Source organism: Corynebacterium sp. 51B, from assembly GCF_008930785.1.
Taxonomy (GTDB): domain Bacteria; phylum Actinomycetota; class Actinomycetes; order Mycobacteriales; family Mycobacteriaceae; genus Corynebacterium; species Corynebacterium megadyptis.
Window position 1 is genome coordinate 24047 of sequence record NZ_PQMK01000004.1, and the last position, 25199, is coordinate 49245.

The following is a 25199-nucleotide window of genomic DNA, read 5'->3' on the forward strand; positions in this document are numbered from 1 at the left end:
AGATAATCCTGTGTGCATTGATGCAGCAGCTGCTGCCGGATATATAGGGAATGGACTGCACAGTGATCGGATGTGATGCTCCCCCGAGTGCTCCACACAATCCCCCCCTGTGGTGGTGAAACCAAGCGGCTTCATGGGATATAGACGTCAGGCACAGCCACTGAGGTTCCGCCCCGGCTAAAAAAGCTTCTCCCCATCGCCGGTGGTGTTATCGCGGTGCTCGAGACTATCCACCGCCATGCGGCAGCTGGCGGTATGCGCATGGCTGGGGTGATATCGCGAATGACAGCCCACGCTGATCAACGTGTCCCGCTCAACCCACGCGGTCCAGCGCACCAGCGAGCCATCGCCTGGTTCTTCGATATAGCTGGTCTGAGCGGGCTGGCCGTGCCGGCGAAATACGGCCGCCTCGGTGCGCAGTGTCTCATCCACAGCCACCATCGCCTCTATCTCAGCAATCACCGCCTCCGGCGACACGGAGTAGACCTCATCGAAGGAGATGAGGATGCGCAGTTCGGGATCGGCACCGTTGAGCTGAAAACTACTGTCCCCGCGGTCACTAATCTCGAATCCCTCTGGGGTGCGCACCCGCACCGGGCCACGCTCTACCACTATCTCTCGCGGCGCCGCCGCGCTTGTCGACGCCTCCTCCCCGGCACTATCACTCGGCGGCGGGCTGGAATCTGGCTGCTCCGGTTCCGCCACGGTGCGCATCGGCGCCGGCTCCAAGGACTGCTGGGTAGACCACCAGCTCACCCCCACCACGAGCAGCACCACGGCCACAATGCCCACGCTAAAGAGATTGACCCGCTCCAGCAGCCGGGCGATGCCGCCACCGTGGAGGGAGCGGCGGCGCACACCCTGTGGCGGCTGCGGCCACGGGCCGTCCTCGGGCTCCGGCCGCGACGCCTCAGCAGGTCGCCGCGTGCTGGTGGGCGGGGCGGGTGGCGCTGCAGGCGCGGCGGGCTCGGGTGCTTCGACTGGCTCGGGTGGCGGCTCACCATAGCGCCAGGCCCGCACGCGGGCGGTGTGACACTGCTCCAGCAGACACTCGCCGGGTTCTTCGGCGGCGTCGATAATCACCTCCACCTGCGGCCACTGGCTACCGGTCAGATCCCGCAGCTCGGAGACTAAGCGGCGGGCCTGATCGGGCTCGCTTAAGGCGGCGGCACCAAGATCATAGAAGTAGTGTGCTTTAGCGGTGGTTGCTTCGACCACGATGGTGAGCGCATCAGTGACGGAGACTTCCCAACGGGGCATCATTTAGTCACTCACCACCTGAATGAGTCCTTCGGCACTGCCGCCGCGGATCAACTGGGCCCGGCCCGGCGCGAGGGTGGCGGGCCGCGCCCCGAAGAGCGGGCCTTCGTCTTTATCGCTGTCGAAGAGCAGCACCAGCGGCGAGGAGTCCTTCAATTCGGCGAGCCCGGGCGCGAAGAAGGCGCGGGAGGCACCGCCGGATTTGCGGGCGTAGATCAGGTGCAGGCCGATATCGCTGGCGTGCGGGAGCAGGGGCGCGAGCGGATCGAGCAATCCGTGCGGCAGCAGCTCGGCGTCGTCGATAAGCAGATATAGCTCGGGCCCGCTCCACCAGGAACGTTGCAGCAGCTGCTGCGGAGTGATGTCTTCGCTGGGGAGGCGTTGGCGCAGCGTGGTGCAGAGATCGCTGATGAGGCTGCGGCTGGCGTCGGTGGTGCCGCTATAGCCGGCCAGCATGTGCTCGGGGAATAGACCGAGGTGGCGGCGACGATGATCGATGACCAGCAGCCGCGCCTGCTCCTGCGGCAGCTGGGCGAGCTGCCGGCCCACGACCTTGAGCAGCTGGGATTTGCCGCAGCCCTTGTTGCCGAGGGCAATCACGTGCTGGGCGTCGCTGAAGTCCACCGCCACCGGCTCGAGTCGGGCTCCGCCCATGCCCAGCAGCACCTGCTCGGAGTCGGGCAGGCTGGCGGCCGGCAGGCTAAGAGGCAGGGTTTTCAGTGCCGGCACGGCCGCCATGCCGGCCTCCTCGCTCTGCCGGGCCACATGGGCGATGTCCTGGGCGCTGGACTGGGCGATGAGGATATTCTCCCCTGCCGCGTTCAGCCCCCGGCCGGGCAGGGCGGGGAGTTTTTCTTGGCGGCGGCGATCGATCATGGAGTCCATGGCCTCGGGCAGGCGGAGCTCATAGCGTTGGCCGATGAGATCCCGCACCGATGGCCGCAGGGCGGTCCAGCGGGAGGTAGAGATCACCAGGTGCACCCGCGCCGCGAGGCCCTCGCTGGCGATGCGCTGCAGGCTCGGGGTGAGCTCCTCGAAGTCGGTGGTAAGTGCCTGCCAGCCGTCGATAAGCAAGAAAGTGTGGCGCTGCTCCGGCTCATCGATGAAGCCGAGCACCTCATCCACCACGCGGGCGATGGTTTCTTCCTGCTCTCGGCCCGCCACCCCGGCGGTGTGCGGGAGGCGTTCGAGGGTGCCGAGCCCGCCGCCGCCGAGGTCCAGAGCGTAGAGGCGCAGCGTCTCGGTGCTGTGGGTGGAGGCGAGCGCGGTAGCGATGCTGCGCAGCATGGTGGTTTTGCCGCTCTGCGGCCCGCCGCAGACAGCCACATGCCCGTGTTGGCCGGTGAAGTCCACCACGAGGGGATCTTGGCGCTGCTCATAGGGGCGATCGATCACACCCACCGCAGCACGCAGCGGGCCGAGATCCTCCACCACCCCACCGAGCGGAATGGCAGCCGGCAGCGGATCCAGCCACACCTTGTACGCCTTCAGCCCCAGCTGGGCGGCGCGGGCGGTGGTGAGTTCCACGGTGAGATCCACGAGCGTCCGGGCGCTCGAGGGGTCCTGCTGCGAGCTGGCGCTGGCGGCGGGCAGGCGCGGCTCGGGCAGGGTATCGGCGCGGGTATCGAAGCGGCCCACCCGCACGATCGCCTCCGCCGCGGGGCCGGTGCTGGCACTGACTGGGCCGGAGACATAGCTGGCTTGGAAGCCGCGCACCTCGGCGGCATCGGCTTTGATGAAGCCACGGCCGGGATGATTGGGCAGCTCATAGGCGTCCGGAACGCCGAGCACATGGCGGGATTCCATGGCCGAGAAGGTGCGCAACCCAATGCGGTAGCTTAAGTGCGAGTCCAGCCCGCGCAGCCGCCCCTCCTCCAGGCGCTGGCTGGCGAGCAGCAGGTGGATGTGCAGGGAGCGGCCCAGCCGGCCGACGGCGGCGAAGAGGTCGGCGAAGTCGGGGTGCTGGCCGAGCAGCTCGGAGAACTCATCGATCACGATCACCAGCGCCGGCATCGGCTCGGTGCCGGCTGCGGCCGCGGCGGCGTTGAAGGCCTCCACATTGGGCACGTTGCCGGCCGCGCGCAGTACTTCTTGGCGGCGGTTCATCTCCCCGGAGATGGCGTCGCTCATGCGCTCTACTAGGTCAGCTTCGGCGTGCAGGTTGGTGATCACCGCGGAGGTATGCGGCAGGCCATCGAGGCCGAGGAAGGTGGCGCCGCCTTTGAAGTCCACCAGCACAAAGTTCAGCTCCGCTGGGGAGTGGCTAAGGGCGAGAGAGACCACGAACGTGCGCAGGAGCTCGGATTTTCCCGATCCAGTCGCCCCGATGCACAGCCCGTGCGGCCCCACCCCGCCGTGGGCGGATTCTTTGATATCGAGCAGCAGCGGCTGGCCATCGCTTCCCACACCGATGGGCACGTTGAGGCGAGTGGGATCGCCCGGGGCGCGCGGCGCCCACAGGGTCTCGGCGCGCACATGCTCCTGCTCGTGGTAGCCGAGCAGCGGCAGGAGCTCTCCCACAGGGGCGCTGCTGTGCTGCTCTGGCCGGTCGTGCGGATGAAGGGCCTTGGCTAGGCAGGTGGCCTCGGCGATGCTGAGGGTATCGGGCACCCCGATGGTTTCCTCGCCGCCGAGAATCGAGACCACCAGCGCGGCATCGGCGTGCAGGATCAGCCCATCATTGAAGGCTGCCTCATACAGCGGCGTGGCCTGGTGGGCGTCGATGGCGATGATGAGATCCCAGCGGCGCGAGCCCACCAGGTGGGCGGGCTGCTCGGCATCGTCGATATCCACGATGAGCACCCGGCAGGCCGCCTCGCTGGGAGTGCGGGTGTGCGGCAACCATTTCAGCCACTGCCACTCCCCCTCGGCGGCGGCAGCGACGTCGGCGGTAGTGGCTCGCGCCCCGCTGAGCACCTCGATGCCGATGGCCTCGGGGCCGTGGTGAAAGACCAGTTGGGCGATGAGTGCCCGCGCGAGAGCCCGGGCCTTCTCCCCGTGCAGCGAGAGCACGCTAAACGATCCCACCTGCACCACCAACGGCATGGCGGGCACGGTGTCCACGGCGGTCACCATGTGGCGCAGCGCCACCGCGCACACCGGGTCAAGGTCCTCGGTGGCGTTGATGTTCTGTAATTCGATCGGCGTGCAGAGCGCGGTGGTACCACGCCCGATACGCACCTCCCCCACATCGGGATCACCGAGGCTGCGCTCCCACATCCGCGGCGAGCCGGCGGCGGCGTAGAGTGCCTTCGGATCGGGGTGGCGGTGCAGCTCGTGGGCGCGCTGCGCGGCGGCGTTATTCAGCGCGGCGCGGCGCACATGCGAGAGATGCCGCAGATAGGTGCGGCGGGTGTCATCGCTATCCTCGCCGCCCTGGGGCAGAAACATCGCCAACATCGAAGCGCCCATCATCAGCGGAAAGAGCAGCATCATGGGATTAAGCTGCCGCTCCCCCGTGAGCATCAGCGCCACCATGCCCACCATGGCCAGCACCATCACCACTGGGATGATGATGCGCACCAGCGGCACCGGCTGCCGCGTCGGGGCATCCGGCACGGCTTCCGGCTGGATGCTGCCGCTGGGCAGCGGTGGTGCGGCAATCCGTTCGATCGCTCTGGTTTCTTCTACTGCCTGCGGAAATGCGACAGCCATATCTCAAACTCCCCCCGTAGCACGGATACTGGCTGCACCCGGCGCGCAGGCATGTCCCCCATCCCCGCGCCGCATGCATGATCGACGTCGCCCCCTCGCTCAGCCCCACCGGAACAGCGGTGCTCGGCCGCTGCTTCGGTGCGCCTCGAGTGGACACGGCACTGATCCTAAGCCAAGCTGATGGGCACTGCAGGCCAACGGTTGTGCGCCTGCAGCTCGCCAGCACCCCATGGCGGGTGGAGGGGGAGATGGTTCGGGGGAACCATCGCAGCAGCACTCGGCGCTATCGTCTGCGCGCGCGAGCACCGCTATCTCTCTGCGCCGTCTGTGGGCGTGATCGTGTTATCTACTCAGGGGGAATTTCTTGTGACGCTGTCACTTCACTCACCATCGGCGCCGCCGCCCGAGCCGCGCCCCGCCACCACGGCGGTGACCACCACCATCCGTCTCGACGTGCCGGAGCAGCCCGAGCGCAATCGCCAGCTCGATATTGTATTGCCGCCGCGTTCCTCACTGGCGGAGGTGCTCGATGAGGTCTTAGAGCTCCTCGATGCGCCGAGCATCAGCGTGCCCTGGCAGGGCCGCACCGCCGCGGGGGTGCCTATCGACGCCACCCGGCCGCTGCACACCGTGCCCTTTCTGCATGGGGGCGTGCTGGTGCTCGGGCCCTATGAGCAGCATGCCGCGCCGGTGGTCAAAGACACCGCCCATGCGCTTGCCGACGCCGCCAGCACGCCCTGCCGACGCGGCCTCGATACGCTACCGCTGCTGGTGGCGGGCCTAGTGCTGTGTCTCGGCGCGGTGGCCGCACCGCTGAGTGCCACCGCGGTGGCGTGGTGGGGTGCCAGCCTCACGCTGGCGGCCAGCGCGGTGGCCCTGCGGGCGCGCCGCCGGCTCAGCCCAGAGGCCACCGCCTGCTATATGGGCATTGCCCAGCTCAGCGCCGCGATATCTGGGGCCAGCGCCGCCCAGCAGCGCGGCGTGGAGGCCCTCGCGCTCTCGAGCAGTGCCGCGGGGTGGACGTTGGTGGCTGCTGCGGGTGGGCTGGCCGCCGCCACCGCCCTCGGGGCGAAGGCCCTGCATATTCGACACTGTGCCGCGGCGATCACCACGGTCGCACTACTGACGGTGTGCGGCGGGCTGCTGGCCGCGAGCGGCGAGTGGGTGGCTGCCAGCGCCGGCACCATCGCGGTGGCCATGGTGGCTATGAGCGCCGCGCCCAGTGTGGCGCTGAAAACCGCTGGTCTCCGGGTGTCGCTGATCCCCTCGGCCGGCCAGGACCTCGAGGTGGCCGATCATACGATCGCCGAGCCGGAGAAGAAGGCCCGGAGGACTGCGCAGATCCTGGGCGGTTTCTACCTCGGGCTCACGGTGGTGCTGAGCCCGCTGCTGCTGGTGCTCGCCCAGCGCGCCGATGTGTTCGCCCTCGCCTTGGTGGCCTGCACCGTGGGGTCCGTGGTGGTGCATGCCGCCCGTCATCACGATGTCTGGAGCATGTGGGCGTTGTGGGTCTCTAGCTGCGCCGGGGTGGTCGCGCTCGCACTTTGCGCGCTGCGTATAGCCACCGCAGAGCTTGCCGGCCAGGGCTCGTGGATTATCTGGCCGATGGTGATCGCTGGGGCCGTGCTCGCGCTCGCGGGTGCCGCTCCCCTGCTCACCGGGCCGCTATCCACCATGGAACCCACATGGCAGCGGCGACTCGAGCGAGTGGAGCATATCGCATTGGCCGCCATCATTCCGCTCTCCGCGCACCTCATGGGCATATTCACCGCGATCCGCACCTGGGAGTGGTAGGCCGTGATGCGCTTCGTGTGTCCCCTGTTGGCCGCCGCGCTGCTCCTCGGCTGCGCTCCTCTCGCCGTCGCCCAGGAATCGCCGCCCGCGCCGGATGCCCCAGACATTGCCTGCGCTCAGCCCGTGCAGATCAGCGACTCCGCTGACGATCGTGCCGCGTGGGATGAGGCTTTACGACGCTCCCTCGCCCTCCGCGATACCCACCAGCACGCCACCGGCGCTGGGGTAAAAGTCGCCGTGGTCGATACCGGGGTGGCACAGCATCCGCGCCTGCGCATGACCCCGGATGCGGATTTTATCCACCCCGAACAGCCGCGCGCGGATCATGATTGTGACTCCCACGGCACCGTGGTGGCGGGGATCATCGGCATGCGCCCCGACCCGAGCAGCGATGAACTCACCGGCATCGCCCCGGATGCCGAGATCCTCAGCATCCGCCACACCAGCGCCCACTATCGCAGCCCGCAGCGCAACAGCAGCGGCAATCTCGCGAATCTCGCCGAGGCTATCGATGCGGCTATCGACGCCAAGGCGGATGTGATCAATGTGTCGGTGGTGTCCTGTGTCTCTCCCGCCCGTGCCGCGGGGCTGAACACGCGAGCGCTCCGCGCTGCGGTACGGCGGGCGGAGGCCAGCAACGTCGTGGTGGTCGCCGCAGCCGGCAATGCCTCCGAGAAGTGCTCCCCCGGTGATGTGGTGTATCCGGCGCATCTGCCCACCGTGATCGCGGTCAGCGCCGTCGATCACTCCGCGCGCAGCCTCGCCGACTACGCACTCCCCGCCGCCGAGGACACTGGACTGAGGCTCAGCGCCACCGGCGATGTGCCCATAGCCCTGCACTCGGAAGGAAGTGGCCTCGCCTCTGGGGTATATGGCGACGAAGGGCAGGTACACGGATACATCGGCACCAGCTTCGCCACGCCGGTGGTCTCCGGCACCGTCGCACTCCTGCTGCAGCGCGACCGCCACGCCAGCCCGGCGGAGATCCGGGCGCGACTGGCCACCATCGCCGACCCAGCGCGGGGTGAATTCGATATCCACGCCGCGCTCACTCACCTCGATCTCGACACCCGCACCACCGCAGCGGAGCGGGATATCACCATCCGCACCGCGCAGAGCGATCCCACGCGCAGCCGGGTCGCGATCATGGCAGCGGTGGCCCTCGCCGCGATCGCACTCCGCGCCATTACCCGCGGCTGGCGCAGCGACCGAGAGGCCTAAAACCCCTCGCCCCTCGCCCACAGGCTGCGGCGAGGGGCGAGGGGATACTTTTACTCCTCTATATCGCGATGCGCGGGAGCACGGGCCGCCTCAAAAGACAGCACCTCGCCCTCCGGCAATAACGACACCACCGACCACGAGGCCGCCGTGGTGGACTCCACCCCCACCACCGCCAACTCTTTGCCCGAGGGCACCGCATGCCGCCGCCCCGTCTCCGATATCACATGCGTGCCCTGGGCGGTATCCACCCCAAAGGCCAGGCCCGAGCGCTGCTCATCCTCATAGGCCGGACGGTAATGGGTGGCATGGGCACCCAACACGGGGATCGAACCCTCCAGCGCGCCCATCCGCACCCCAGGGCCGCGCTGGGCACCCGCCGAGCACACCGCCGCTGGATGCGACTCGGGCGCGCCGAGGAAGGGGGCGTCGATAAGCGAATACGGGCGACGCAGCAGCTGCAGTGTCTGCCCACTATCGCCGAAACCACTGATGTCCTCCCGCGTGCGCTCGCGCGTCCGCGCCCCCAGTTGCACGAGAATGCTGCGTTGCATGTCCGTGAGCTCTATCAGGCCCTCGCGGCGGATGAGATAGGCGGCCCCACCCACATCCGCGATCTCCCACGGGCCCGAGGGCACCGCGAAATCCGGCAGCGCATGCACAGTATTCAGCCACGTACTAGAGGTCTCCACCACCGGCGTGTCTCTATCCACCCCCATTGCCTGGCGGGTAGCGGCCCCCAGCTCATCACGCGCAAAAGGCAGCCGGCGACGCCCCTCGGAGGTGATCAACCACTGCGTACCACGCTCATCGCGGGCCACAAACGCCTCCTCCTCCGTTAGCGGCCGATACGCAATCCCCGAGCCCACGTGCAGCTCATCACTACGCACCTCGTGGCAGGCCACCAAAGGCTGCTCCGGCGCCGAATCCGCCACGGCCGACGGCGCCACCCCGATGCCCACCTCATGCGCGAAACGCTGCGTGGCCAGCACCGCATCCGAAATCCGCGCCGGGGTGGCGGCCTCGCCCACCACCAGCCGCGCCGAGGCCAGATTAGTCACGGGATGAACACCCTCCTCAGAGCGCACATAGAGCGCCCCCGAATCGGCCACCATGATCGGCGCCTCCCCTGGATCGCGCTGCGGCGAAAATAGCGCCATCGCGCCGGCGCCCAACCCCACCACCACAGCCGCGACAGCACCAAAGGCCAGCGCCTTATTCCGCGCCCCGAGCGGATCGTGGATCATTCGAATATCGCCCATCACCGCCCCGAGCTCGGCGCGGCGGAGCAGAAACTTATAGCCGCTCACCTGCGCCTGCGTGGTGGGTTGCAGGATCGACCGCAGCGGCTGATGGTGTGTATCGGAGTGCTCACCCATGTGGCACCAGACTCCTCCCCCGAGAATGACTATTAGGACCGCGCCCTCGCACACACACTCACGCGAAAGCCTCTACGTGGCTTTTCGACGCACCCCCGTCCCCCGACGAGCGCTGATGGCTTCAAGGCCTGCAGATTCTGTGCTGTGTACATGCGCTGAGCGACGCTGCTCTCACTTTAAACGCTGCGCAGGCGGGGTGCAGGGTGAGGGCAGCGCGTGCTCCCCTGTACTCACTGAATCATTCCCCAGAGCTCTACCCCCACCCGGTATTCTGCAGAGGTTGGAGTACTCAACCATCTTGTGGAGGAACACTGTGGGTATTTTTAAGCGCCGGCCTGGGCAGACCCCTTCATCGTCTGATTCGAAGAACACCAACCTCGTGGGGTCGATGGTGGACAAGCTCGGCGCCAAGGTCGATTCCGAAATCGCGTTGCAGAAGCGGATGCTCGCCAAAACAAAAACCATCCAGAAGCATCTCCCCGCATTTGAGCATGCCTCCTGCCCTGTAGCAGTATCACAGGCTGGGACGGTCCTGCGAGACGATGAAGAGATTCTTTTTGCAGCCGTAGCCAAAGAAGCGGACTTAGATGTCCGATGCGTACTTGTCGCCACGGTGGATCGCATTTTTATTGCCTATAACAAGACGCTCAACTTCGCCCATACAGAGCTGCTCTACAGCGCAATCGACCGTATTGACGTGGGGAGTAACCTCCGAGGAGCATGGATTAATCTGTGGTCTAATGCCCAGATGATTCAACTCGAAAAGTGCACTCGGGATTTCGAGGAATTGCAGGACATTGTGCGTGAGCGCCAAACAGCCGGAGCGCAGGATGCAGCCACTCCGCCTTCCCAGGCCGCGGCTGCCCCTTCGGATCTCGATACCGGCATGGAACAGATTAAGAAACTTGCTGATCTTCATGCCCAAGGAATTCTCTCCGACGAGGAATTCGCCGCCGCGAAGGCCAAGGCCCTCGGGCTCTAATAACCGCCATACGATGAGGTATCGCTAGTCACGACATCGGGCCGCTGTGGTCGTGACGGTGGCCTGGTGGTAACACTGGAGCGCTTGGGATGGGGACACCCGAGTCAAGGGACCTCCATCCCAGTGCGAAGAATTATACGCCGTTTGTGGAGCATCGCCACAGCGCGATAAGCGATATCGCTGACTAAGCGAAATTCTGAGTTGGGAGGCCCGAAGTACGGGTAGTCTGAAACCATGTCTGTTAGCTCGTTATCTGCTAGTACCCAGAATTATGTGAAGATCATTTGGGGGCTGAGCGAATGGAGTACGGCGCCCATCACCACGGGAATGATCGCGGACAAAGCTGGGGTGAAGAAGTCCACGGTCTCCGATGCGTTGCGCAAGCTTAGTGACGCCGGCCTCGTCGAGCACTCGCGCTATTCCGCAGTGACTCTAACGGATCTGGGCAGAGAGTACGCAGTGGCCATGGTGCGCAGGCACCGCCTGATCGAAACCTTCCTCGTGGACACCTTGGGATATCGCTGGGAACAGGTGGATCGCGAAGCGGATGCTCTTGAACATGTGGTGTCCGATCTGATGATCGAGCGATTGGATGAGCATCTTGGCCATCCACAACGCGACCCACACGGGGATGCAATTCCTGACTCGCAGGGCACTATTATCCGCCCGCCCGCGGTGCGATTAACGGAATGCGAACCGCATTCCGTGGTGACCATTGCCCGCATTGCCGATGATGATCCGCAGCTTTTGCAGTACCTTGCCGAACATGACATCGGCCTCGATACGCGCGTTCAGGTGACGGCGGGGCCACCCTTTAGTGAGTCGATTACTATCACGCCGCACGATGGCGAGGAGGCGCTCACTATCAGCAGCACCATAGCGCAGTCGATCTTCGCTATTCCCTCGCAGCCGCAGGACTAACTACGCTGCGCCGCGCGATCAGAAGAATCCGCGGAGCGCATCTGGGATCTGGGGCGGCGGCCCCATCTGCCACGCTGCATCCACAAAACGAGTCACGTCGTCTTGATCGGCGTTGCGCAGGTAGAGGCTGACCATCCTCATGAAATATTCCATGACCTCTTCAGGCGCATGGGAGCTAGCCAAGATGCGCGTAGCCGATGCGGGGTTTCCCTCTTTGAGATCACTAAACATGCCCACGGCCTCTATCCAGTGACCATCGGAAGCTGGTTGTGCATCCATCGCTCTTCCTCCCTCGTATGACGAGAAGTGTCCATCCACCGCACCAGCACCGGCTGCGTCGAGGACACAGCCACTGCCCATATCGGTGAACATGTGCATGGTCTTCGGTTCGCGCACTGCAGATCACAATAGACCCTCAGTGTTCGCCTAGCCGAAGTTAAATGTTTGACACAGCCTATCACAAGCGCTCATAATTGCCGTGGATAACTACACACTGGTGCCCGCGGTCGCTTCGGGCGGGGCGGATTAGCGCATTTGTGCAGCTCAAAGTGGATCACCACCGCTGCGAATGCATGAGTACGAGCCTTTCGAGCGGGCCCGCACGGCCCCTCCGCGATGGAACTTTCCCGTCGCGTGCTCATCGTCTCAGCGGCACGTGCCTCAGCGTGGTTATGCCACAGCACGGCCCCCACACCAGGATCGTCCTCCACTGCGGGAAGCGCCGAGCAGCCCCTCAACACCAGCTACACGCGCTTTAAGGAGTATGTATGACTAACAAGAACGTAGTAGTACTTGTCGGAAGTTTGCGACGTGGATCCTTCGCCCGCAAGATCGCGAAGAATGTGATCCCCATGTTCCCCGAGGACATCTCCGCTGAGATCGTGGAGATCCGGGACCTGCCTTTGTACGACTTCGATTATGACGACCCCGAGGTTGAGGACAAGACTACCCCGCAGGAGTACACCGAGTTCCGCGAGCGGCTCAAGCAAGCCGATGGCGTTCTCTTCGTGACGGCAGAAAACAACCGCACCATCCCCGCGGCACTGAAGAACGCCGTAGATATCGGATCCAAGCCCAATTCCGATGTGGCATGGAAGGGCCTGCCCGCCGCGATCATCAGCCACTCCGTGGGCCGCATGGGCGGCTACTCCTCCCAAAAGAACCTGAAGCTCGCACTCTCCTACTTCGACATGCCGATGCTGGGGCAGCCGGAGGTATTCCTCGGCCAGTCGCCGACGCTTTTCGACGACAATGACAAGATCGCCGTGGAATCCACGGTGGAATTCCTCCAGGGCCACGTCCAGCGCTTCGTCGAGCTCATGGAAGCCAACCCACGAAACAAGGCCTAACGCCCCGCGCGGAGGGGGTACGTACACCCCAACCAATCGCGCTCAGGAACTAAGCCGCGCCAATCGTGTCGGTCTGCACGTACCGGCGATTAGTGGAGGCAACAGCTGTGGGTCCCTAGCTACCACCCACTAGCTGTGCAGCCTCCTGGCGCGGCTTTTTCGTACCTCTTTAACGGCGCCACCAAGGTGCGGTGAGTGCTATGAGGGTGCCGATCCACATGGGCGACTGGGCAGTACTCCACTATGCGCGGCTCTACCGAGCTCGCCCTCGATCACTTCGGATCCCTCAACAAACTCATTGTGCGCGGTGTCATCGGGCGGAGCGAAGCGCCGCATCGGATACCGCTATCCGGACAAGCGATAGTAGTTAGGCCGCGCGAGGAAGTGCCCTGCAGCTGCTTTGTCGTCGATGCGCATGCCGCGTTGCTCGAGCAGTTCTACCTAGTGCTCGTAGCTCAGCCAGCCTTTCGGCATCGTGTATGCCTCCATAGAAATGAAAGGCCCCGGTCATGTGTGCATTACCCACAAGGGGAAGAGGCCTGACCGAGGATCTATCACCGAAAATTCTATGTCACCGCACACACTGGCACAACGGTACTGCTGTCAGGGTATCCGGATCGGGGAACGTTCACCGGCGAGGAGCACGGCCACCTACGCCCTATGGATCGAATCCACACCTATCCGCCTTTGCTCCCCCACCCCGCTAGCTAGCGCTCATCATCTCGCTCGTCTGCGCCCTCGCCAGAGTCCCGCCGCTGCGATGGGCGCGGGCCTCTGCCGAGGACCTTGGCGGCGACCACCACTGTGGGAGTCACCAAGGTGATGAGAAAGATGAGAACAATGATGAGGATGTCGCCTGCGCCCATAGTTGCGCACCTCCGTGGTGTCGTCGGGTTAGGAGTCCTTGTCTTCTGTATCAGCGTCCAGGATCGGCTGGGGTGCTGGGCCGCGGGGAGGATCACCGAGGTGATCGCCCTTGAAGCGCCAGCCCTGCATGGTGGCAGAGAGCTCCTTCGGATCGCGGTCACGATTCTTATTGGGCTTAGAGGGGCGATGGAAATAGGGCGCCTCTTCGCCCTCGTCGTTGACGCGGGTGGGCAAGGGCGGCAGCTTCTCCGGGGAGAAGCGTGAGTTCTTGCGAATCTCCAGCAGCTCCTTGTCGGTGAAGTTAGCGTTCACCGCCCAGATCACTGTGTCGTGGTCCTTGTACACCGGGGTGAGCCCAGGCGATTCCCAGCTGCCGTGGTCGAGGCGCAAGTGCGGGTGCTGGAAGGGCCAGAAGATCGGCGGGGAGGAGATGTAGTACTTCACGTTGAGCTTTTTGACCATCTCATCGGCAAAGTTCTCCTCATCCGGATCATAGGTGGTGCCAGCGCCCACCAGGTTCGGATAATCATGAGCGATGTGTGTCGGCGAACCAATGGGCGGCTCGGGCCACTGATAGTGCTTAAACACCGCGGGCAGCCCGTTATAGGCATACATCCACCCATGACCATCCGCCGGCTCACCAATAATCGTTCCCTCATAGGCACCGGGCTGCTTGGCCAGCCAGTCGAAGGCGTGGCGATCATAGGGGGTGACCATCCGCTCTACGCGGTAGGTGGCGCCCACCGCCCACTGGTCGCCACCGCGCACAGCCGCCTCGGCCTCGTCGATGGCCACGAGTGCCACGATTCCGCTGAAGAGCAGCGATACCGCGGCAGAGGCCGCCGCCCAGACACGCACCTGCTTGCTTGGGGCGGGATCGTCATAGTCTGGGGAGTGGGCATGCTCCCCCGCCGCGGCACGGGCGCGGCGTATCTGAGAACGACGCAGCCACCAGGTCACAGGGGCCAAAGACACCAGCCGCACCGCGGCCGCGAGGGCCACGCCGGCCCCGGCGGCGATGAAGATCCCCACCGGCATCACCAGCCGGTGCGGGCCGTTGTAGTGCAACGCCGAGATCATGTGCAGCAGCTCTCCCACCCCGGTGTCGAAGGGCTCGAAGGCTTCGGTGGTGACCGCCAAGAACACTCCATAGGCTGCGGCGGCCCACAGCGCGCGACGCCACAGCAGTGCCACAATGCCGCCGGCCAATGCCAGCCAGAGCAGCCCCATGTGGAGCTCAAAAATCTCGGTGTGGCGGGTCTGCAACGTAGCGGCGTGATACCACGCCTCCGAACGGGAGAAACCGAAGTCCTCCCCGAAGGCCTCCACTTCCTTCGTTGCGCCGAAACCAGCCACAATCTGGGGCAAGAGCACCAGTATTGCGCCTGCACCAGTCGCGGCAAGCAAGCCCACATCCTTCAACCGGACGAGAATGCGTTCCCGACAATTCTCCGGTGTCGTCGACGGCGACCACAGCAGATACAACAGCCAATAACAGGCCACGAGTGTCACCACGATCGTGACTACCGAGGAATGCACTTGAGCCGCGCCCAAAAAAGCCATCCCCGCGGCCAACGCCCGGCCAGGGTTCTCCGGCACCTTCATCATCGCGCAGCCAGCGATCATCGCCATGCCTACACCCGCGATATACGGCCAGGCCCCCACATAGTGCCCGATCCAGAACAAAGCCGGAATAGCGTAAACAATGATCCCGGCGAAGGCGGCCGCAATGCCCGCCGCCATGCCGCGGGAGCCAAGGATGCGCCATGCCACATAGGCTGCGGCCATCACAAAGCCCAGTGCCGGGAGCATGATGGAGGATATATTCAGTGCCTCGATAACGGAGTAGTCGCTGGCGTCGACAAGCGCAAAAACCCCGGCATGCCAACCGGAGGGATAAAACTGGCTCACCTCGGGCTCGGGGGAGAGAACCTCGCCCATGCGGGTGGGCGACGCCATGTGGTTCTCCGCGATATAGCGCACCACATTGGCGTGCCATTCCACATCCCAGCCTTGATGGATCGAGCCCAGGCCTTCGGGGGTGTCGGTGAGGATCTCCAGCCCCCGTCGGAGGAACATGCTGACACCCAGGAGCACACCGACAGCCGCGATCAACCAGGTGTAGGTGCGGCTATTGCGCACGCGGCGTCGCACCGCGTCGGTAATGCGCGAGGAGGCATCGCCCCAGCCTTCGCCGCCGCGCGCCCGCGCGAAGCGCCGTTGGGCAATCACGAGCCGCGCCACGCCCCATAGGGCTGCGATCACCCACATGCTGATGATGCCGCCGCGGATAAATCCACCGTCGTAGTCTTTATCGATGGCGCCGGCCAACCACGCCAACAACCCGTAGATGCCGAAGCTCAGCGGCAAGGACATGGCAGCTGCGCTCGAGGGACGCAGCCCGCTGATCAGGGCGAAAATAAAGCCGGGCAACAGAAAGACCAGACTGGTGATGGTGAGCACCGAGAACAACAACGTGTCTACCCTGCCTTCATTACTCGCATGAGGGATACTGCACGGACTTTTATCCTAGACCCACTACCCCACGAGCCGGTATGCCCGCGCTGCACACCGCTAGTGATCGCGGCGTTTTTTGGTCACGAGGGAGCGCGCCTGCAGCTCTTCGACGCTTGTTGGATAGTCCACCCCGGCCAGCGCCAGCCCTCGTGCTGGGGCCAGCCGCAGCCGCGGGGAACGGGTGTCGCGAAGAAGCAGATCGTCAACGAACTCCACCGGTTCGGCGCCGCGACCTACCTCGATGCAGGCGCCGACGAGGGCGCGCACCATGTTCCAGCAAAACGCATCCGCGCTTAGCGACGCTTGCAAGAGCCGAGGCTCTAGGGCGGTGGAGATATCCTCCCACTGGAAGTACTGCAGGGTGCGGATCGTGGTGGCGTGGGGCTTGGCTTTGCAGAAGCCCGCAAAATCGTGCAGACCGAGCAGCCGGTCCGCGGCCTGTTGCATCAGCTCAAGATCCAGTTCCTGACGGACCTGCGCGGTGTCGCGGCGACGCAGCGGGTGGGCTCCGGCGCGGGCACAGGTGAGACGGTAGACGTAGTGGCGTCGTAAAGCGGAAAAACGCGCGTCGAAACCCTGCGGGGCGAGCTGCACATCGCGGACCTGGATATCGCCCTGGAGCATCTTATTCAGCCGCATCACCAAACGCGCGGGATCGCCATTGATGGAGCGGGACTCCAAGGCCGCAGCCGGCACATCGGCATGGGCGACCTGGGCGAGGGCATGGACTCCCGCATCGGTACGGCCAGCCACCACCAGCTCAATGGGCTGGCGAAAGATCGTGCTCAGCCGCTCTTCCAGCTCCTCTTGCACCGTGCACGGGCGCGGGGCATCGGGGTGCGCACGGTTGAATTGTTTGGCCCAGCCGTGAAAGTCCGTGCCGTCATAGGCGAGGTCAAAGCGCAGGCGGACAGTATCAGACTGCGCGGTGTCGATCTCAGACACGGGAGATAATCCTCCTTGCGGGATGAGCGAGACGTGGCCACGGTGACGCGGCCGTTTAGTTGTTCATAAAATACTTGGTGAAACGCTTGGAGCCGGTGAGCACCACCGTCAAACCATAAAACTGCAGCCACAGCCCGAGGGTATCGAGCGAGATGCGCTGGAAGATACCGCCCGAGGCGCCGGTGACCGCCACGAGGAACATCATCGCGGAAACAACGGAGAAAAAGAGTATGAGCGCGGTGGTGATGATGAACGCCCAGCCGGCAGCCTTCACCCCGTGCGCGGCGCGGGCGCCGACGATCACGATAAACGTGACCACCAAGGTAGACCACGCGGATATGTAGATCAGCCCCAGCATGGCCTCATGCACCCACCGGGTGATATCGAGCGGCGCCAGCCCGGCCAGGCCCACGCCCACACCCCACACGCCGATCAGCCGGGTCACGCGGGCATCTAAGAGCGGGTGGAGGCGGGTAATGCCCATGCGGAGCTGCTCGCACATCAATGAGGCGGTGAGCATCAACACCCCGGTGGCGAGGAGCGCCCCGTTAAACACGAAGAATCCCGGGGAGCAGATCTCCACCGCGGGGATCTCCATGGGCAAGGAGCCGCAGGTGCGGGCACCGAGATCATCGACACGGTTGGTCTCGATATTGAAATCGCCCAGATAGACCCGCGCGGCATAGAGGCGGGCCAGGAAAATCAGGAGCGGCCCGAGGAAGATCATCCAGCCGATCGTGCGGATGCGCGACCACTGCATCGCGGCATTGGAGGGGCGGTCCTCATAGCGGGGGCGCGGTCGCTGCTCCTCGCCCGTGTCCGCGGCGCTCGACGTGGCGCTCGGGGTGGCGCTGGGCGCAGTGCTCGGGGTGGCGGCACTCGATGTATCCGCAGCACGAGAACCCTCCTCGGGTGGCTGCGGGTACTGCGGGGCGCCGCTGGTTTCATTCACGCCTCTACCCTAACCGATCGCCTGCAACCGACTAGCGATCACGAGGAAGAAACCTCGAGCACGCGTGCGGACACCGCCACTGCCCTGCGCCACCCAATTCTTAGGGCCGCCTTGCCTAACTATCCTTGTCTCCGATAGCATCGACCTGACTAACACGCCATGATGAGCCACGAACGGGTAAAGGACAGTGCAGCATGAGCAAGGGAATATACGGCACGATCATGAAACTGCTGCGGGCGGAGGATCTGCAGTGCACGGTCGAGCGGGTGTGGATGCACACCGACACCATGAAAGCGCTGCGCATCAGCTCGCCCGAGTTTATCCGCACCCACCGACCCGCCGAGGGCGAGTATCTGCGCTGCTGGTTCCCCGAGCTGAACAACCCGGATAAAGAAGTAATGCGCGGCTACACCCTGACCGATATCGACTATGACACCGGGGAGTTCACCCTCTATTTCCTGCTCCACGAACCTGCCGGGCCCGCGTGCGCGTGGGCGCAGAGCGCCACAGAGGGCGATACATTCGACGCCGCCTACTATGGCTCCAGCCCCTTTCGTGTCGAGGGTGCAGAGCCCGATGGCTACGTCTTCATTGCCGACGCCGCGGGGATTCCCTATGTCAACGCCCTCGCCGCTGATGTAGCACCCCACTGTCCCGTGCAGGTGTGGATGCTTGATTGGCACCCTACCGACCATGACATCCCCATCATGGAGCACGAGAATATCTCGGTGGAATGGGTGGCTCCGACCAGCGAGGCACTGCTGGAAAAGGCCCGCGGCTTCGACTGGGAGGGCTGGTATCCGCACCTTATTTGCGAAACGAAGGTGCTGCTCGCCACGCGACGCTACCTGTTGAAAAAGGTGGGCATGAGCAAAGGCGATATGCACATCCACGCGTATTGGATTGCCGGCAAGGCGATGGGTACGAGCCGGGACGTCTCCCGCGCTCAGGATTAGGCGCCCGTACCGCGGCCGCGGCTCACACAGCCGAGCGGCCCAGCGCAGCCCTAGAAAAGACGAACACCGCAGGGAAATCCCTGCGGTGTATACGTCTGAATCCGACGAATGTCGGGCTTAGCGAAAGCGCTTAAGCCTTATCCTCGGTGGACTCGGTGGTCTCAGCGGCCTCGGTCTCCTCGACCTCGGTCTCCTCCGCCTGAGCCTCTTCAGCCTTCTTGGAGGCTGCGGCGCGGGTGGCGCGCTCTGCCTCGGTGGAGACGGTGGGCTCGAGCACCAGCGAGATCTGGGACATCGGGGCGTTGTCGCCGCGACGGTTCTCCAGCTTGATGATGCGGGTGTAGCCGCCCTCGCGACCCTCGAACTGGGGAGCCAGCTCGTGGAAGAGGTGGAAGATGACATCCTTATCCTGGATGTGCTTAGCAACGTTGCGGCGATCCGCGACGGTGCCCTTCTTGGCCTTGGTGATGAGCTTCTCCGCGTAGGGGCGAAGCAGCTTGGCCTTGGCGTGGGTGGTAACGATCTGCTCGTTCATGAACAGCTGGGCTGCCAGGTTCGCCAGAATCTTCTTCTGGTGAGAAGCCGAGCCGCCCAGACGGGCACCCTTCTTCGGGGTAGGCATAATGGTTCTCCTCGTATAGGAATGTTGTGAGCTTATTCCCGCCGCGGGCCCAGCCGTTTAGCGCTGGTGGGCGGCGGTTTCGCCCGGATATGTCTTACTCGGAATCTTCAGCGTCGGAGGCGTCAGTGTCCACGAAGTCGCCGGTCTCGGCGTCGTAGCCCTCGATTTGGGTGGGATCGAAGTCCTCCGGCGCGTCCTTGAGGGTCAGGCCCAGCCCTGCGAGCTTCACCTTGACCTCGTTGATGGACTTCTGACCGAAGTTGCGGATATCCAGCAGATCCGACTCGGTGCACTCTGCGAGCTCACCGACGGTGTGGATGTCCTGGCGCTTCAGGCAGTTGTAGGAGCGAACGGAGAAGTTCAGATCCTCGATGGCCACGCTGTAGGCGGCGATGTTCTCGGTCTCCTGCGGAGAGGGGCCGATCTCGATGCCCTCGGCGGCGGTGTTCAGCTCGCGGGCGAGACCGAACAGCTCCACCAGGGTCTTGCCGGCGGAGGCAAGAGCGTCGCGAGCGGTGATGGAGTTCTTGGTCTCCACATCGATGATGAGCTTGTCAAAGTCGGTGCGCTGCGCAACACGCGTTGCCTCAACCTTGTAGCTCACCTTGAGCACCGGCGAGTAAATCTGGTCCACGGGGATGCGGCCGATTTCCTTGCTGCCGTTGTACATGGTGGCGGGAACGTAGCCGCGGCCGCGCTCCACCACCATTTCGATGTCCAGACGCCCCTGCTCATTCAGCGAGGCGATGTGCAGATCCGGGTTGTGGATCTCCACGCCAGCCGGCGGCTGAATATCAGCTGCGGTGACGTCGCCTTCGCCTTCCTTGGACAGATACATCACAACCGGCTCGTCGGAGTCGGAGGACAGCACGAGGCCCTTGATGTTGAGGATGATGTCGGAGACATCTTCCTTCACACCCGAGATGGTGGTGAACTCGTGGAGCACACCGTCGATCTTGATGCTGGTCACGGCCGCGCCCGGGATGGACGACAGCAGGGTGCGACGCAGCGAGTTACCGAGGGTGTAGCCGAAGCCGGGCTCCAGCGGTTCGATCACGAAGCGTGAACGAGCCTGTTCAACGAACTCCTCGGTGAGGGTAGGGCGTTGCGAAATGAGCATGGGATAGAACTCCTTGTGTGGCGACCGCTATATGACGCCTGAGATAAGGAACATATGACGTTGGTGTGCTGCCGGTGCAACAACCACCTGGGTGACATCGCACCAGCACGAGCACGTGAAGATTCCTCTTCGGTAATGGCGCCCCGCCGGCCGCTCTGGGCCAGCGAGTGGCTGCTATTACTTCGAGTAAAGCTCGACGATGAGCTGCTCCTGCAGCGGAATGTCGATCTGGGCGCGCTCGGGCAACTGGTGCACGAGGATGCGCAGGGTGGAGGGCACGACCTGCAGCCATGCCGGAACGACGGCGTCCACCTGGTTGTCCTGGGCCTCGTCGAACCAGACCATCTTGCGGGACTTCTCACGGACATCGATGATGTCGTACTGAGAAACCTGGAAAGACGGAACGTTGATGTTCTTGCCGTTCACGGTGAAGTGACCGTGGGAGACAAGCTGACGAGCCTGACGACGCGTGCGGGCGAGGCCGGCACGGTAGACAACGTTGTCGAGACGGGACTCGAGCAGGATGAGCAGGTTGTCGCCGGTCTTGCCGGGCTGACGGTTCGCCTCTGCGTAGTAGCGGCGGAACTGCTTCTCCATGACGCCGTAGGTGAAACGAGCCTTCTGCTTCTCCTGCAGCTGCAGGAGGTACTCGGACTCCTTGATGCGAGCGCGGCCTGCCTGTCCCGGGGGGTACGGGCGACGCTCGAAGGACATATCTCCACCGACGAGGTCGACGCGGAGACGGCGGGACTTACGGGTTGCTGGGCCGGTATAACGAGCCATGAGTTTCTAACCTTCCTTTCCCGAATTCTTAAACGCGACGACGCTTCGGCGGACGGCAACCGTTGTGCGGCTGCGGAGTCACATCCGAGATCGAGAGAACCTCAAGGCCGGCGGCCTGGAGGGAGCGGATTGCGGTTTCGCGGCCCGAACCCGGGCCCTTGACGTAGACGTCAACCTTCTTCATGCCGTGATCCATTGCCTTGCGGGCAGCGTTCTCGGCAGCCATCTGCGCAGCGAACGGGGTGGACTTACGGGAGCCCTTGAACCCGACGTGGCCGGAGGAGGCCCAAGAGATGACGGCACCATTCGGGTCGGTGATAGACACGATGGTGTTGTTGAAGGTGGACTTAATGTAAGCGGCACCCTGTGCCACATTCTTCTTTACGACGCGACGGCCAGAACGGCGAGCGCCGGAGCGAGTCTTTGGAGGCATTACTTCTTCTTTCCTGCGATCGTCTTCTTCGGGCCCTTACGGGTACGAGCGTTGGTCTTGGTGCGCTGACCGCGCACGGGCAGGCCACGACGGTGGCGCAGACCCTGGTAGCAGCCGATCTCGATCTTGCGACGGATGTCAGCCTGAACCTGGCGGCGGAGGTCACCCTCAACCTTCCACGAGTTCTCGATAACATCACGCAGAGCAGAGATCTGCTCATCGGTCAGAGCGTCGGTACGCAGGTCGGGAGAGATGCCAGTCTCTTCCAGCAGCTTGGCGGCGCGAGCCGGGCCAATGCCGTAAATGTAGGTGAGAGCGACCTCCATGCGCTTATTGCGCGGGAGGTCAACTCCAGCTAGACGTGCCATGAGGCATTACCTTTCCGGTTGTTACGGTGGTTTTCTCCCAACTCGTCCCCACCAGTTGACGCTTCGCCCGGATGCGGTGCCGGACTGTGGGCCAAGATACGTAGGGCTTCAGCCACCGATTGCCGAAGGTTGGTTGAGTGCCAAGGTTGGATCCGCCGTGCAGGCGCATACATGAGCAAGAACCCAACGTGAAATAACCGTCGGGTTCCGTCTCGCCTCGGGGCACTCGGTAGAGTTAGGAGGCTGTGAGTTTTACTTGTAGCGGTAGACGATGCGGCCGCGGGACAGGTCATAGGGAGACAGCTCCACTACCACGCGGTCCTCGGGCAGGATACGGATGTAGTGCTGACGCATCTTGCCACTAATGTGCGCGAGCACCTTGTGGCCGTTGTCCAGCTCTACTCGAAACATTGCGTTCGGAAGAGGCTCGATAATTCGACCCTCGACCTCAATTGCGCCTTCTTTTGCCATATCCTCAAACATTTCCCCAGCCACTGCTGTGGCCGGTTTGATGGTCGTCTGCTACATCGGTGCGACAGCCAAAGCAGTCACACCAAATCGCAAGCTTACCGTTTCTGCTGGAAATCGCAAAATGGCGGCGTCATCACGCGCGAGGTGCCGGCGAGTTTTAGTCCTTCTTGCCGGCGCGAAGGAGGGCATCGCCTTCGAGGCGGAAGATTTCTTGATCCTCCAGCGCCCCACCGCCCATCCTAGTGTAGAAGGCGCGGCCATTGTCATTGTCCTTGGAGACATTCCACTCCATGCGGGCATAGCCGCGGTCCACGCATTCGGCGGCCAGCGAGCTCAGCAGCGCTTGGCCATAGCCCTTGCCGCGGTGCTCCTCGCGCACATAGAGATCCTCCATGTGAATGACGGGCGTGGATTCCCAGGTGGAAAATTTATAGAACCACAGGGCGAAGCCGGCGAGCCGCTCGGCGCCGTCTTCCTGAAGCACAGTGACCCGCGCCAAAGGGTGCGGGCTAAAGAGGTGCTGTTCGAGACGCTCCTCGTTGGCGCGTACGCCATTGGGAGCACCCTCGTGTTCAGCGAGACAGTGGATGAGATCGAGGATCTCAGGGATGTCTGTGTCACGGGCGGGGCGGATCGTATAGTCCTGCATAGCTATCCAGTGTAGCGATCTAAGCCACACTATGATGCCAGCAGCGGCTGAGCGCTGGCCCCGCCGCGCGTTAAGGGGTGCTTATCGACGCACGCGCCCGTTGGGAACGCCGTAGTCCACATCGCCCCAGACATAGACGAGATCGCCGATGTTGAGGTGGTTGAAGTACCGCTCGGACTCACGCATGGGCACGTGCACGCAACCGTGGGAGAGCACCTCGGGGTCACCGCCGTGGAAGGCGATGCCGTTGTAGGTGAAGTACACGGAGTTCGGCATGGGAGCGTTGAAGAACTCGCGCGAGACCTCGTCCTTGACCTTGCGGTTCACATAATGGCGACCGGCCGGGGTGTCGTAGCCATCGGCGCCGGTGGAGACGCGGATGACGTCGCTGACGCGGTGGCCCTTGCCATCTTGCAGCCATGCCACCTGGTTATCAGCATCCACGCAGGCACGTGCCTCCTTCGGGCACGGGCTGGGAGTGGGGCGCGGGCTCGGAGCCGGAGCGGGCTGCGGGGCCGGAGCGGGGGCCGGATTCGGTGCGGGGCGCGGGCCGGAGTGGCGGGCGATGATGCCTGGGTAGACGGCCTCGAGGGTGCGGTCTACGGCGTCCTTGGCCTGCTGTGCCAGCGGTGCCGGCAGCAGCTGGTCGGCGCTGCGATGCAGATCACCGCGGGTGCGCCATGCTTGGGCCTCGCCCTGGGCCTGGAAATCGGACTGGGTGGGGATGGTGAAGCCATCGAGGCTCGGCAGCTCGAACTGGGAGGAACCGAAGTTCGGCACCATGTTGTCGAGGCCGAAGGGAAGCTGTGCGTGCGCTGCCGGAGCAAGCGGGAGAGCAACAGCGAGGGTGGCGCACACGGCGGTAGCGCCGCGCACGAGCCGAGCACCAACACCGCGGTCGGAGGAGTGACGAGAGCCCATAGGAGTGTAGACGTCCTTATTCTTCAAGCGACACCTCATGTGGGCGCCGCAATGTGTATTTCAAGCCCACCCTATCTGATCACACTCAGGTTGGGCGACATTTTAGGAATCTTATCCCCTTATGGTGCGGTGCAGTCAAGGGGACACGCCCTAGGAGAAGTCCCCCTCTGGGCGCGTGGTGAGAATCCGCGGCCCCGCAGCGGTGGCGGCCACCGTGTGCTCCCAGTGCGCGGCCGGCGAGCCATCCTCGGTGACCACCGTCCAGTTATCCTCCAGCACCTCCGAATAGGCGGTGCCGCCGGCGAGCATGGGTTCGATCGCCAGCACCGAGCCTTCCTGGATGAGCGGTCCCCTATTGCCCCGCCCTTCATTGGCGAGGAAAGGATCCTCGTGCATGGTGCGCCCGATACCGTGGCCGCCATAACCGTCCACGATGAACAGCTCCACGTTGAACTTCTTCTCGGCCGCGCGGGTGGCCATCTCGAGGGCGTGGGAGATATCGGTGAGCCGATTGCCCGGCACCATGGCCTCGATGCCCTGGCGTAGCACCCATGCCGTGGCCTCATTGAGCGCGGACGTGGCGTCGTCAAGCTCCCCGATACCGAAACTGAGCGCGGAGTCGCCGACCCAGCCGTTATAGGTGGCGCCGCAGTCGATCGAGACGAGATCGCCGGGCTGCAGGATGGTCTCGGTGTTGGGGATGCCGTGCACGATGGCGTCGTTGACGGAGGCGCAGATGGAGGCTGGGAAGCCCTCGTAGCCGAGGAAGGTGGGGGTGGCGCCGTGATCGCGGACGACGGTCTCGGCGATGCGGTCGAGCTCGAGGGTGCTCATACCCTCGCGGGCGGCGGCGCGCACCTCGTGCAGGGCGTGGCCGACGATAGCGCCCGCGGCCGCCATCTTCTCTAGCTGCTCGGGGGTTTTGGCGGGAATCTTTCGGTTGTTCTTGCGACGCGCCATGGGCGGCGTTCTCCTTTGGTTCTTGGTTAGGGGTCGGCACAGCACAACGCCGACCATCCTCTCGAGGAGAGGAGGCCG

Annotated in this window: 23 protein-coding genes; 6 read left to right on the forward strand and 17 right to left on the reverse strand. The window is 64.1% G+C overall.

Annotated features, from left to right (window positions below):
* Positions 1-177: 177 nt before the first annotated feature.
* Both GBB14_RS05830 and eccCb read right to left on the reverse strand, forming a co-directional pair.
* Positions 178-1263, reverse strand: coding sequence for a type VII secretion-associated protein (locus GBB14_RS05830; protein WP_151528903.1), 1086 nt, complete (start codon positions 1261-1263; stop codon positions 178-180).
* Positions 1264-4914: a type VII secretion protein EccCb gene (gene eccCb / locus GBB14_RS05835; protein WP_151528904.1), complete on the reverse strand. Its 3651-nt coding sequence runs from the start codon at positions 4912-4914 to the stop codon at positions 1264-1266.
* 366 nt (positions 4915-5280) lie between these two features.
* Here eccCb and eccD point away from each other — a divergent pair, with 366 nt between their 5' ends.
* Both eccD and GBB14_RS05845 read left to right on the forward strand, forming a co-directional pair.
* Complete coding sequence (gene eccD / locus GBB14_RS05840) at positions 5281-6708, forward strand: type VII secretion integral membrane protein EccD (protein ID WP_192796143.1); 1428 nt, start codon at positions 5281-5283, stop codon at positions 6706-6708.
* Between the two features lie 6 nt (positions 6709-6714).
* Complete coding sequence (locus GBB14_RS05845) at positions 6715-7929, forward strand: S8 family serine peptidase (protein ID WP_151528906.1); 1215 nt, start codon at positions 6715-6717, stop codon at positions 7927-7929.
* Positions 7930-7979: 50 nt separating this feature from the next.
* Here the strand turns inward: GBB14_RS05845 and eccB are convergent, their stop codons facing one another.
* On the reverse strand, positions 7980-9305 hold the full coding sequence (eccB, locus tag GBB14_RS05850) for a type VII secretion protein EccB (protein ID WP_151528907.1): 1326 nt from the start codon (positions 9303-9305) through the stop codon (positions 7980-7982).
* A gap of 313 nt (positions 9306-9618) precedes the next feature.
* Between eccB and GBB14_RS10685 the strand changes: the two genes are divergently transcribed.
* Both GBB14_RS10685 and GBB14_RS05860 read left to right on the forward strand, forming a co-directional pair.
* Positions 9619-10287: an SHOCT domain-containing protein gene (locus tag GBB14_RS10685; RefSeq protein ID WP_225976612.1), complete on the forward strand. Its 669-nt coding sequence runs from the start codon at positions 9619-9621 to the stop codon at positions 10285-10287.
* Between the two features lie 234 nt (positions 10288-10521).
* A complete protein-coding gene (locus tag GBB14_RS05860) occupies positions 10522-11208 on the forward strand; it encodes a metal-dependent transcriptional regulator (RefSeq protein ID WP_151528908.1) in 687 nt (228 codons plus the stop codon).
* 18 nt (positions 11209-11226) lie between these two features.
* Here the strand turns inward: GBB14_RS05860 and GBB14_RS05865 are convergent, their stop codons facing one another.
* Complete coding sequence (locus GBB14_RS05865; protein ID WP_151528909.1) at positions 11227-11604, reverse strand: hypothetical protein; 378 nt, start codon at positions 11602-11604, stop codon at positions 11227-11229.
* 371 nt (positions 11605-11975) lie between these two features.
* Between GBB14_RS05865 and GBB14_RS05870 the strand changes: the two genes are divergently transcribed.
* Positions 11976-12557 (forward strand): NADPH-dependent FMN reductase, encoded by a 582-nt coding sequence (locus tag GBB14_RS05870; RefSeq protein ID WP_151528910.1) that lies wholly within the window; start codon positions 11976-11978, stop codon positions 12555-12557.
* Positions 12558-13264: 707 nt separating this feature from the next.
* Here the strand turns inward: GBB14_RS05870 and GBB14_RS10605 are convergent.
* The 4 genes from GBB14_RS10605 to GBB14_RS05885 all read right to left on the reverse strand — a co-directional run bounded on the left by GBB14_RS10605 (position 13265) and on the right by GBB14_RS05885 (position 17838).
* Positions 13265-13423, reverse strand: coding sequence for a hypothetical protein (locus GBB14_RS10605; RefSeq protein WP_192796142.1), 159 nt, complete (start codon positions 13421-13423; stop codon positions 13265-13267).
* A gap of 28 nt (positions 13424-13451) precedes the next feature.
* Complete coding sequence (locus GBB14_RS05875; protein ID WP_151528911.1) at positions 13452-15887, reverse strand: DUF6541 family protein; 2436 nt, start codon at positions 15885-15887, stop codon at positions 13452-13454.
* Between the two features lie 111 nt (positions 15888-15998).
* Positions 15999-16877 (reverse strand): tRNA pseudouridine(38-40) synthase TruA, encoded by an 879-nt coding sequence (gene truA / locus GBB14_RS05880; protein WP_151529075.1) that lies wholly within the window; start codon positions 16875-16877, stop codon positions 15999-16001.
* 64 nt (positions 16878-16941) lie between these two features.
* Complete coding sequence (locus tag GBB14_RS05885; RefSeq protein WP_151528912.1) at positions 16942-17838, reverse strand: DUF998 domain-containing protein; 897 nt, start codon at positions 17836-17838, stop codon at positions 16942-16944.
* Positions 17839-18032: 194 nt separating this feature from the next.
* Between GBB14_RS05885 and GBB14_RS05890 the strand changes: the two genes are divergently transcribed.
* Complete coding sequence (locus tag GBB14_RS05890; RefSeq protein ID WP_151528913.1) at positions 18033-18794, forward strand: siderophore-interacting protein; 762 nt, start codon at positions 18033-18035, stop codon at positions 18792-18794.
* Positions 18795-18924: 130 nt separating this feature from the next.
* On the opposite strand, the gene rplQ is transcribed toward GBB14_RS05890, so the two are convergent.
* From rplQ to map, 9 genes are all read right to left on the reverse strand, one after another.
* Complete coding sequence (gene rplQ / locus GBB14_RS05895) at positions 18925-19416, reverse strand: 50S ribosomal protein L17 (protein WP_151528914.1); 492 nt, start codon at positions 19414-19416, stop codon at positions 18925-18927.
* Between the two features lie 94 nt (positions 19417-19510).
* A complete protein-coding gene (locus GBB14_RS05900) occupies positions 19511-20536 on the reverse strand; it encodes a DNA-directed RNA polymerase subunit alpha (RefSeq protein WP_151528915.1) in 1026 nt (341 codons plus the stop codon).
* A 177-nt stretch (positions 20537-20713) separates the two neighbouring features.
* Positions 20714-21319, reverse strand: a complete 606-nt coding sequence (gene rpsD, locus GBB14_RS05905; RefSeq protein ID WP_151528916.1) for a 30S ribosomal protein S4 — start codon at positions 21317-21319, stop codon at positions 20714-20716.
* Between the two features lie 28 nt (positions 21320-21347).
* Positions 21348-21752, reverse strand: coding sequence for a 30S ribosomal protein S11 (gene rpsK, locus GBB14_RS05910; protein WP_018018725.1), 405 nt, complete (start codon positions 21750-21752; stop codon positions 21348-21350).
* Entirely contained in the window at positions 21752-22120 is a 369-nt protein-coding gene (gene rpsM / locus GBB14_RS05915) for a 30S ribosomal protein S13 (protein WP_018018724.1), read from the reverse strand. The genes rpsK and rpsM overlap by 1 nt, the downstream gene beginning before the upstream one ends.
* Before the next feature lie 252 nt (positions 22121-22372).
* Positions 22373-22591 carry a translation initiation factor IF-1 gene (gene infA, locus GBB14_RS05920; protein WP_012359610.1) on the reverse strand — a complete coding sequence of 73 codons (219 nt, stop codon included), beginning with the start codon at positions 22589-22591 and terminating at the stop codon, positions 22373-22375.
* 157 nt (positions 22592-22748) lie between these two features.
* Positions 22749-23240, reverse strand: coding sequence for a GNAT family N-acetyltransferase (locus GBB14_RS05925; RefSeq protein WP_151528917.1), 492 nt, complete (start codon positions 23238-23240; stop codon positions 22749-22751).
* A gap of 81 nt (positions 23241-23321) precedes the next feature.
* Positions 23322-24161 (reverse strand): L,D-transpeptidase, encoded by an 840-nt coding sequence (locus GBB14_RS10775; protein WP_192796141.1) that lies wholly within the window; start codon positions 24159-24161, stop codon positions 23322-23324.
* A 150-nt stretch (positions 24162-24311) separates the two neighbouring features.
* Positions 24312-25121 (reverse strand): type I methionyl aminopeptidase, encoded by an 810-nt coding sequence (gene map, locus GBB14_RS05935; RefSeq protein WP_151528919.1) that lies wholly within the window; start codon positions 25119-25121, stop codon positions 24312-24314.
* Between the last annotated feature and the right edge of the window lie 78 nt (positions 25122-25199).

Coding starts and splice junctions, on each gene's coding strand:
- map (WP_151528919.1), bottom strand. CDS start 25,121: ATGGCGCGTCGCAAGAACAACCGAAAGATTCCCGCCAAAACCCCCGAG.
- infA (WP_012359610.1), bottom strand. CDS start 22,591: ATGGCAAAAGAAGGCGCAATTGAGGTCGAGGGTCGAATTATCGAGCCT.
- GBB14_RS05900 (WP_151528915.1), bottom strand. CDS start 20,536: ATGCTCATTTCGCAACGCCCTACCCTCACCGAGGAGTTCGTTGAACAG.
- rpsD (WP_151528916.1), bottom strand. CDS start 21,319: ATGGCTCGTTATACCGGCCCAGCAACCCGTAAGTCCCGCCGTCTCCGC.
- GBB14_RS05860 (WP_151528908.1), top strand. CDS start 10,522: ATGTCTGTTAGCTCGTTATCTGCTAGTACCCAGAATTATGTGAAGATC.
- rplQ (WP_151528914.1), bottom strand. CDS start 19,416: ATGCCTACCCCGAAGAAGGGTGCCCGTCTGGGCGGCTCGGCTTCTCAC.
- rpsM (WP_018018724.1), bottom strand. CDS start 22,120: ATGGCACGTCTAGCTGGAGTTGACCTCCCGCGCAATAAGCGCATGGAG.
- GBB14_RS05870 (WP_151528910.1), top strand. CDS start 11,976: ATGACTAACAAGAACGTAGTAGTACTTGTCGGAAGTTTGCGACGTGGA.
- GBB14_RS05925 (WP_151528917.1), bottom strand. CDS start 23,240: ATGCAGGACTATACGATCCGCCCCGCCCGTGACACAGACATCCCTGAG.
- GBB14_RS10605 (WP_192796142.1), bottom strand. CDS start 13,423: ATGGGCGCAGGCGACATCCTCATCATTGTTCTCATCTTTCTCATCACC.
- GBB14_RS05845 (WP_151528906.1), top strand. CDS start 6,715: ATGCGCTTCGTGTGTCCCCTGTTGGCCGCCGCGCTGCTCCTCGGCTGC.
- GBB14_RS10775 (WP_192796141.1), bottom strand. CDS start 24,161: ATGGGCTCTCGTCACTCCTCCGACCGCGGTGTTGGTGCTCGGCTCGTG.
- GBB14_RS05830 (WP_151528903.1), bottom strand. CDS start 1,263: ATGATGCCCCGTTGGGAAGTCTCCGTCACTGATGCGCTCACCATCGTG.
- eccCb (WP_151528904.1), bottom strand. CDS start 4,914: ATGGCTGTCGCATTTCCGCAGGCAGTAGAAGAAACCAGAGCGATCGAA.
- eccB (WP_151528907.1), bottom strand. CDS start 9,305: ATGGGTGAGCACTCCGATACACACCATCAGCCGCTGCGGTCGATCCTG.
- GBB14_RS05890 (WP_151528913.1), top strand. CDS start 18,033: ATGAGCAAGGGAATATACGGCACGATCATGAAACTGCTGCGGGCGGAG.
- rpsK (WP_018018725.1), bottom strand. CDS start 21,752: ATGCCTCCAAAGACTCGCTCCGGCGCTCGCCGTTCTGGCCGTCGCGTC.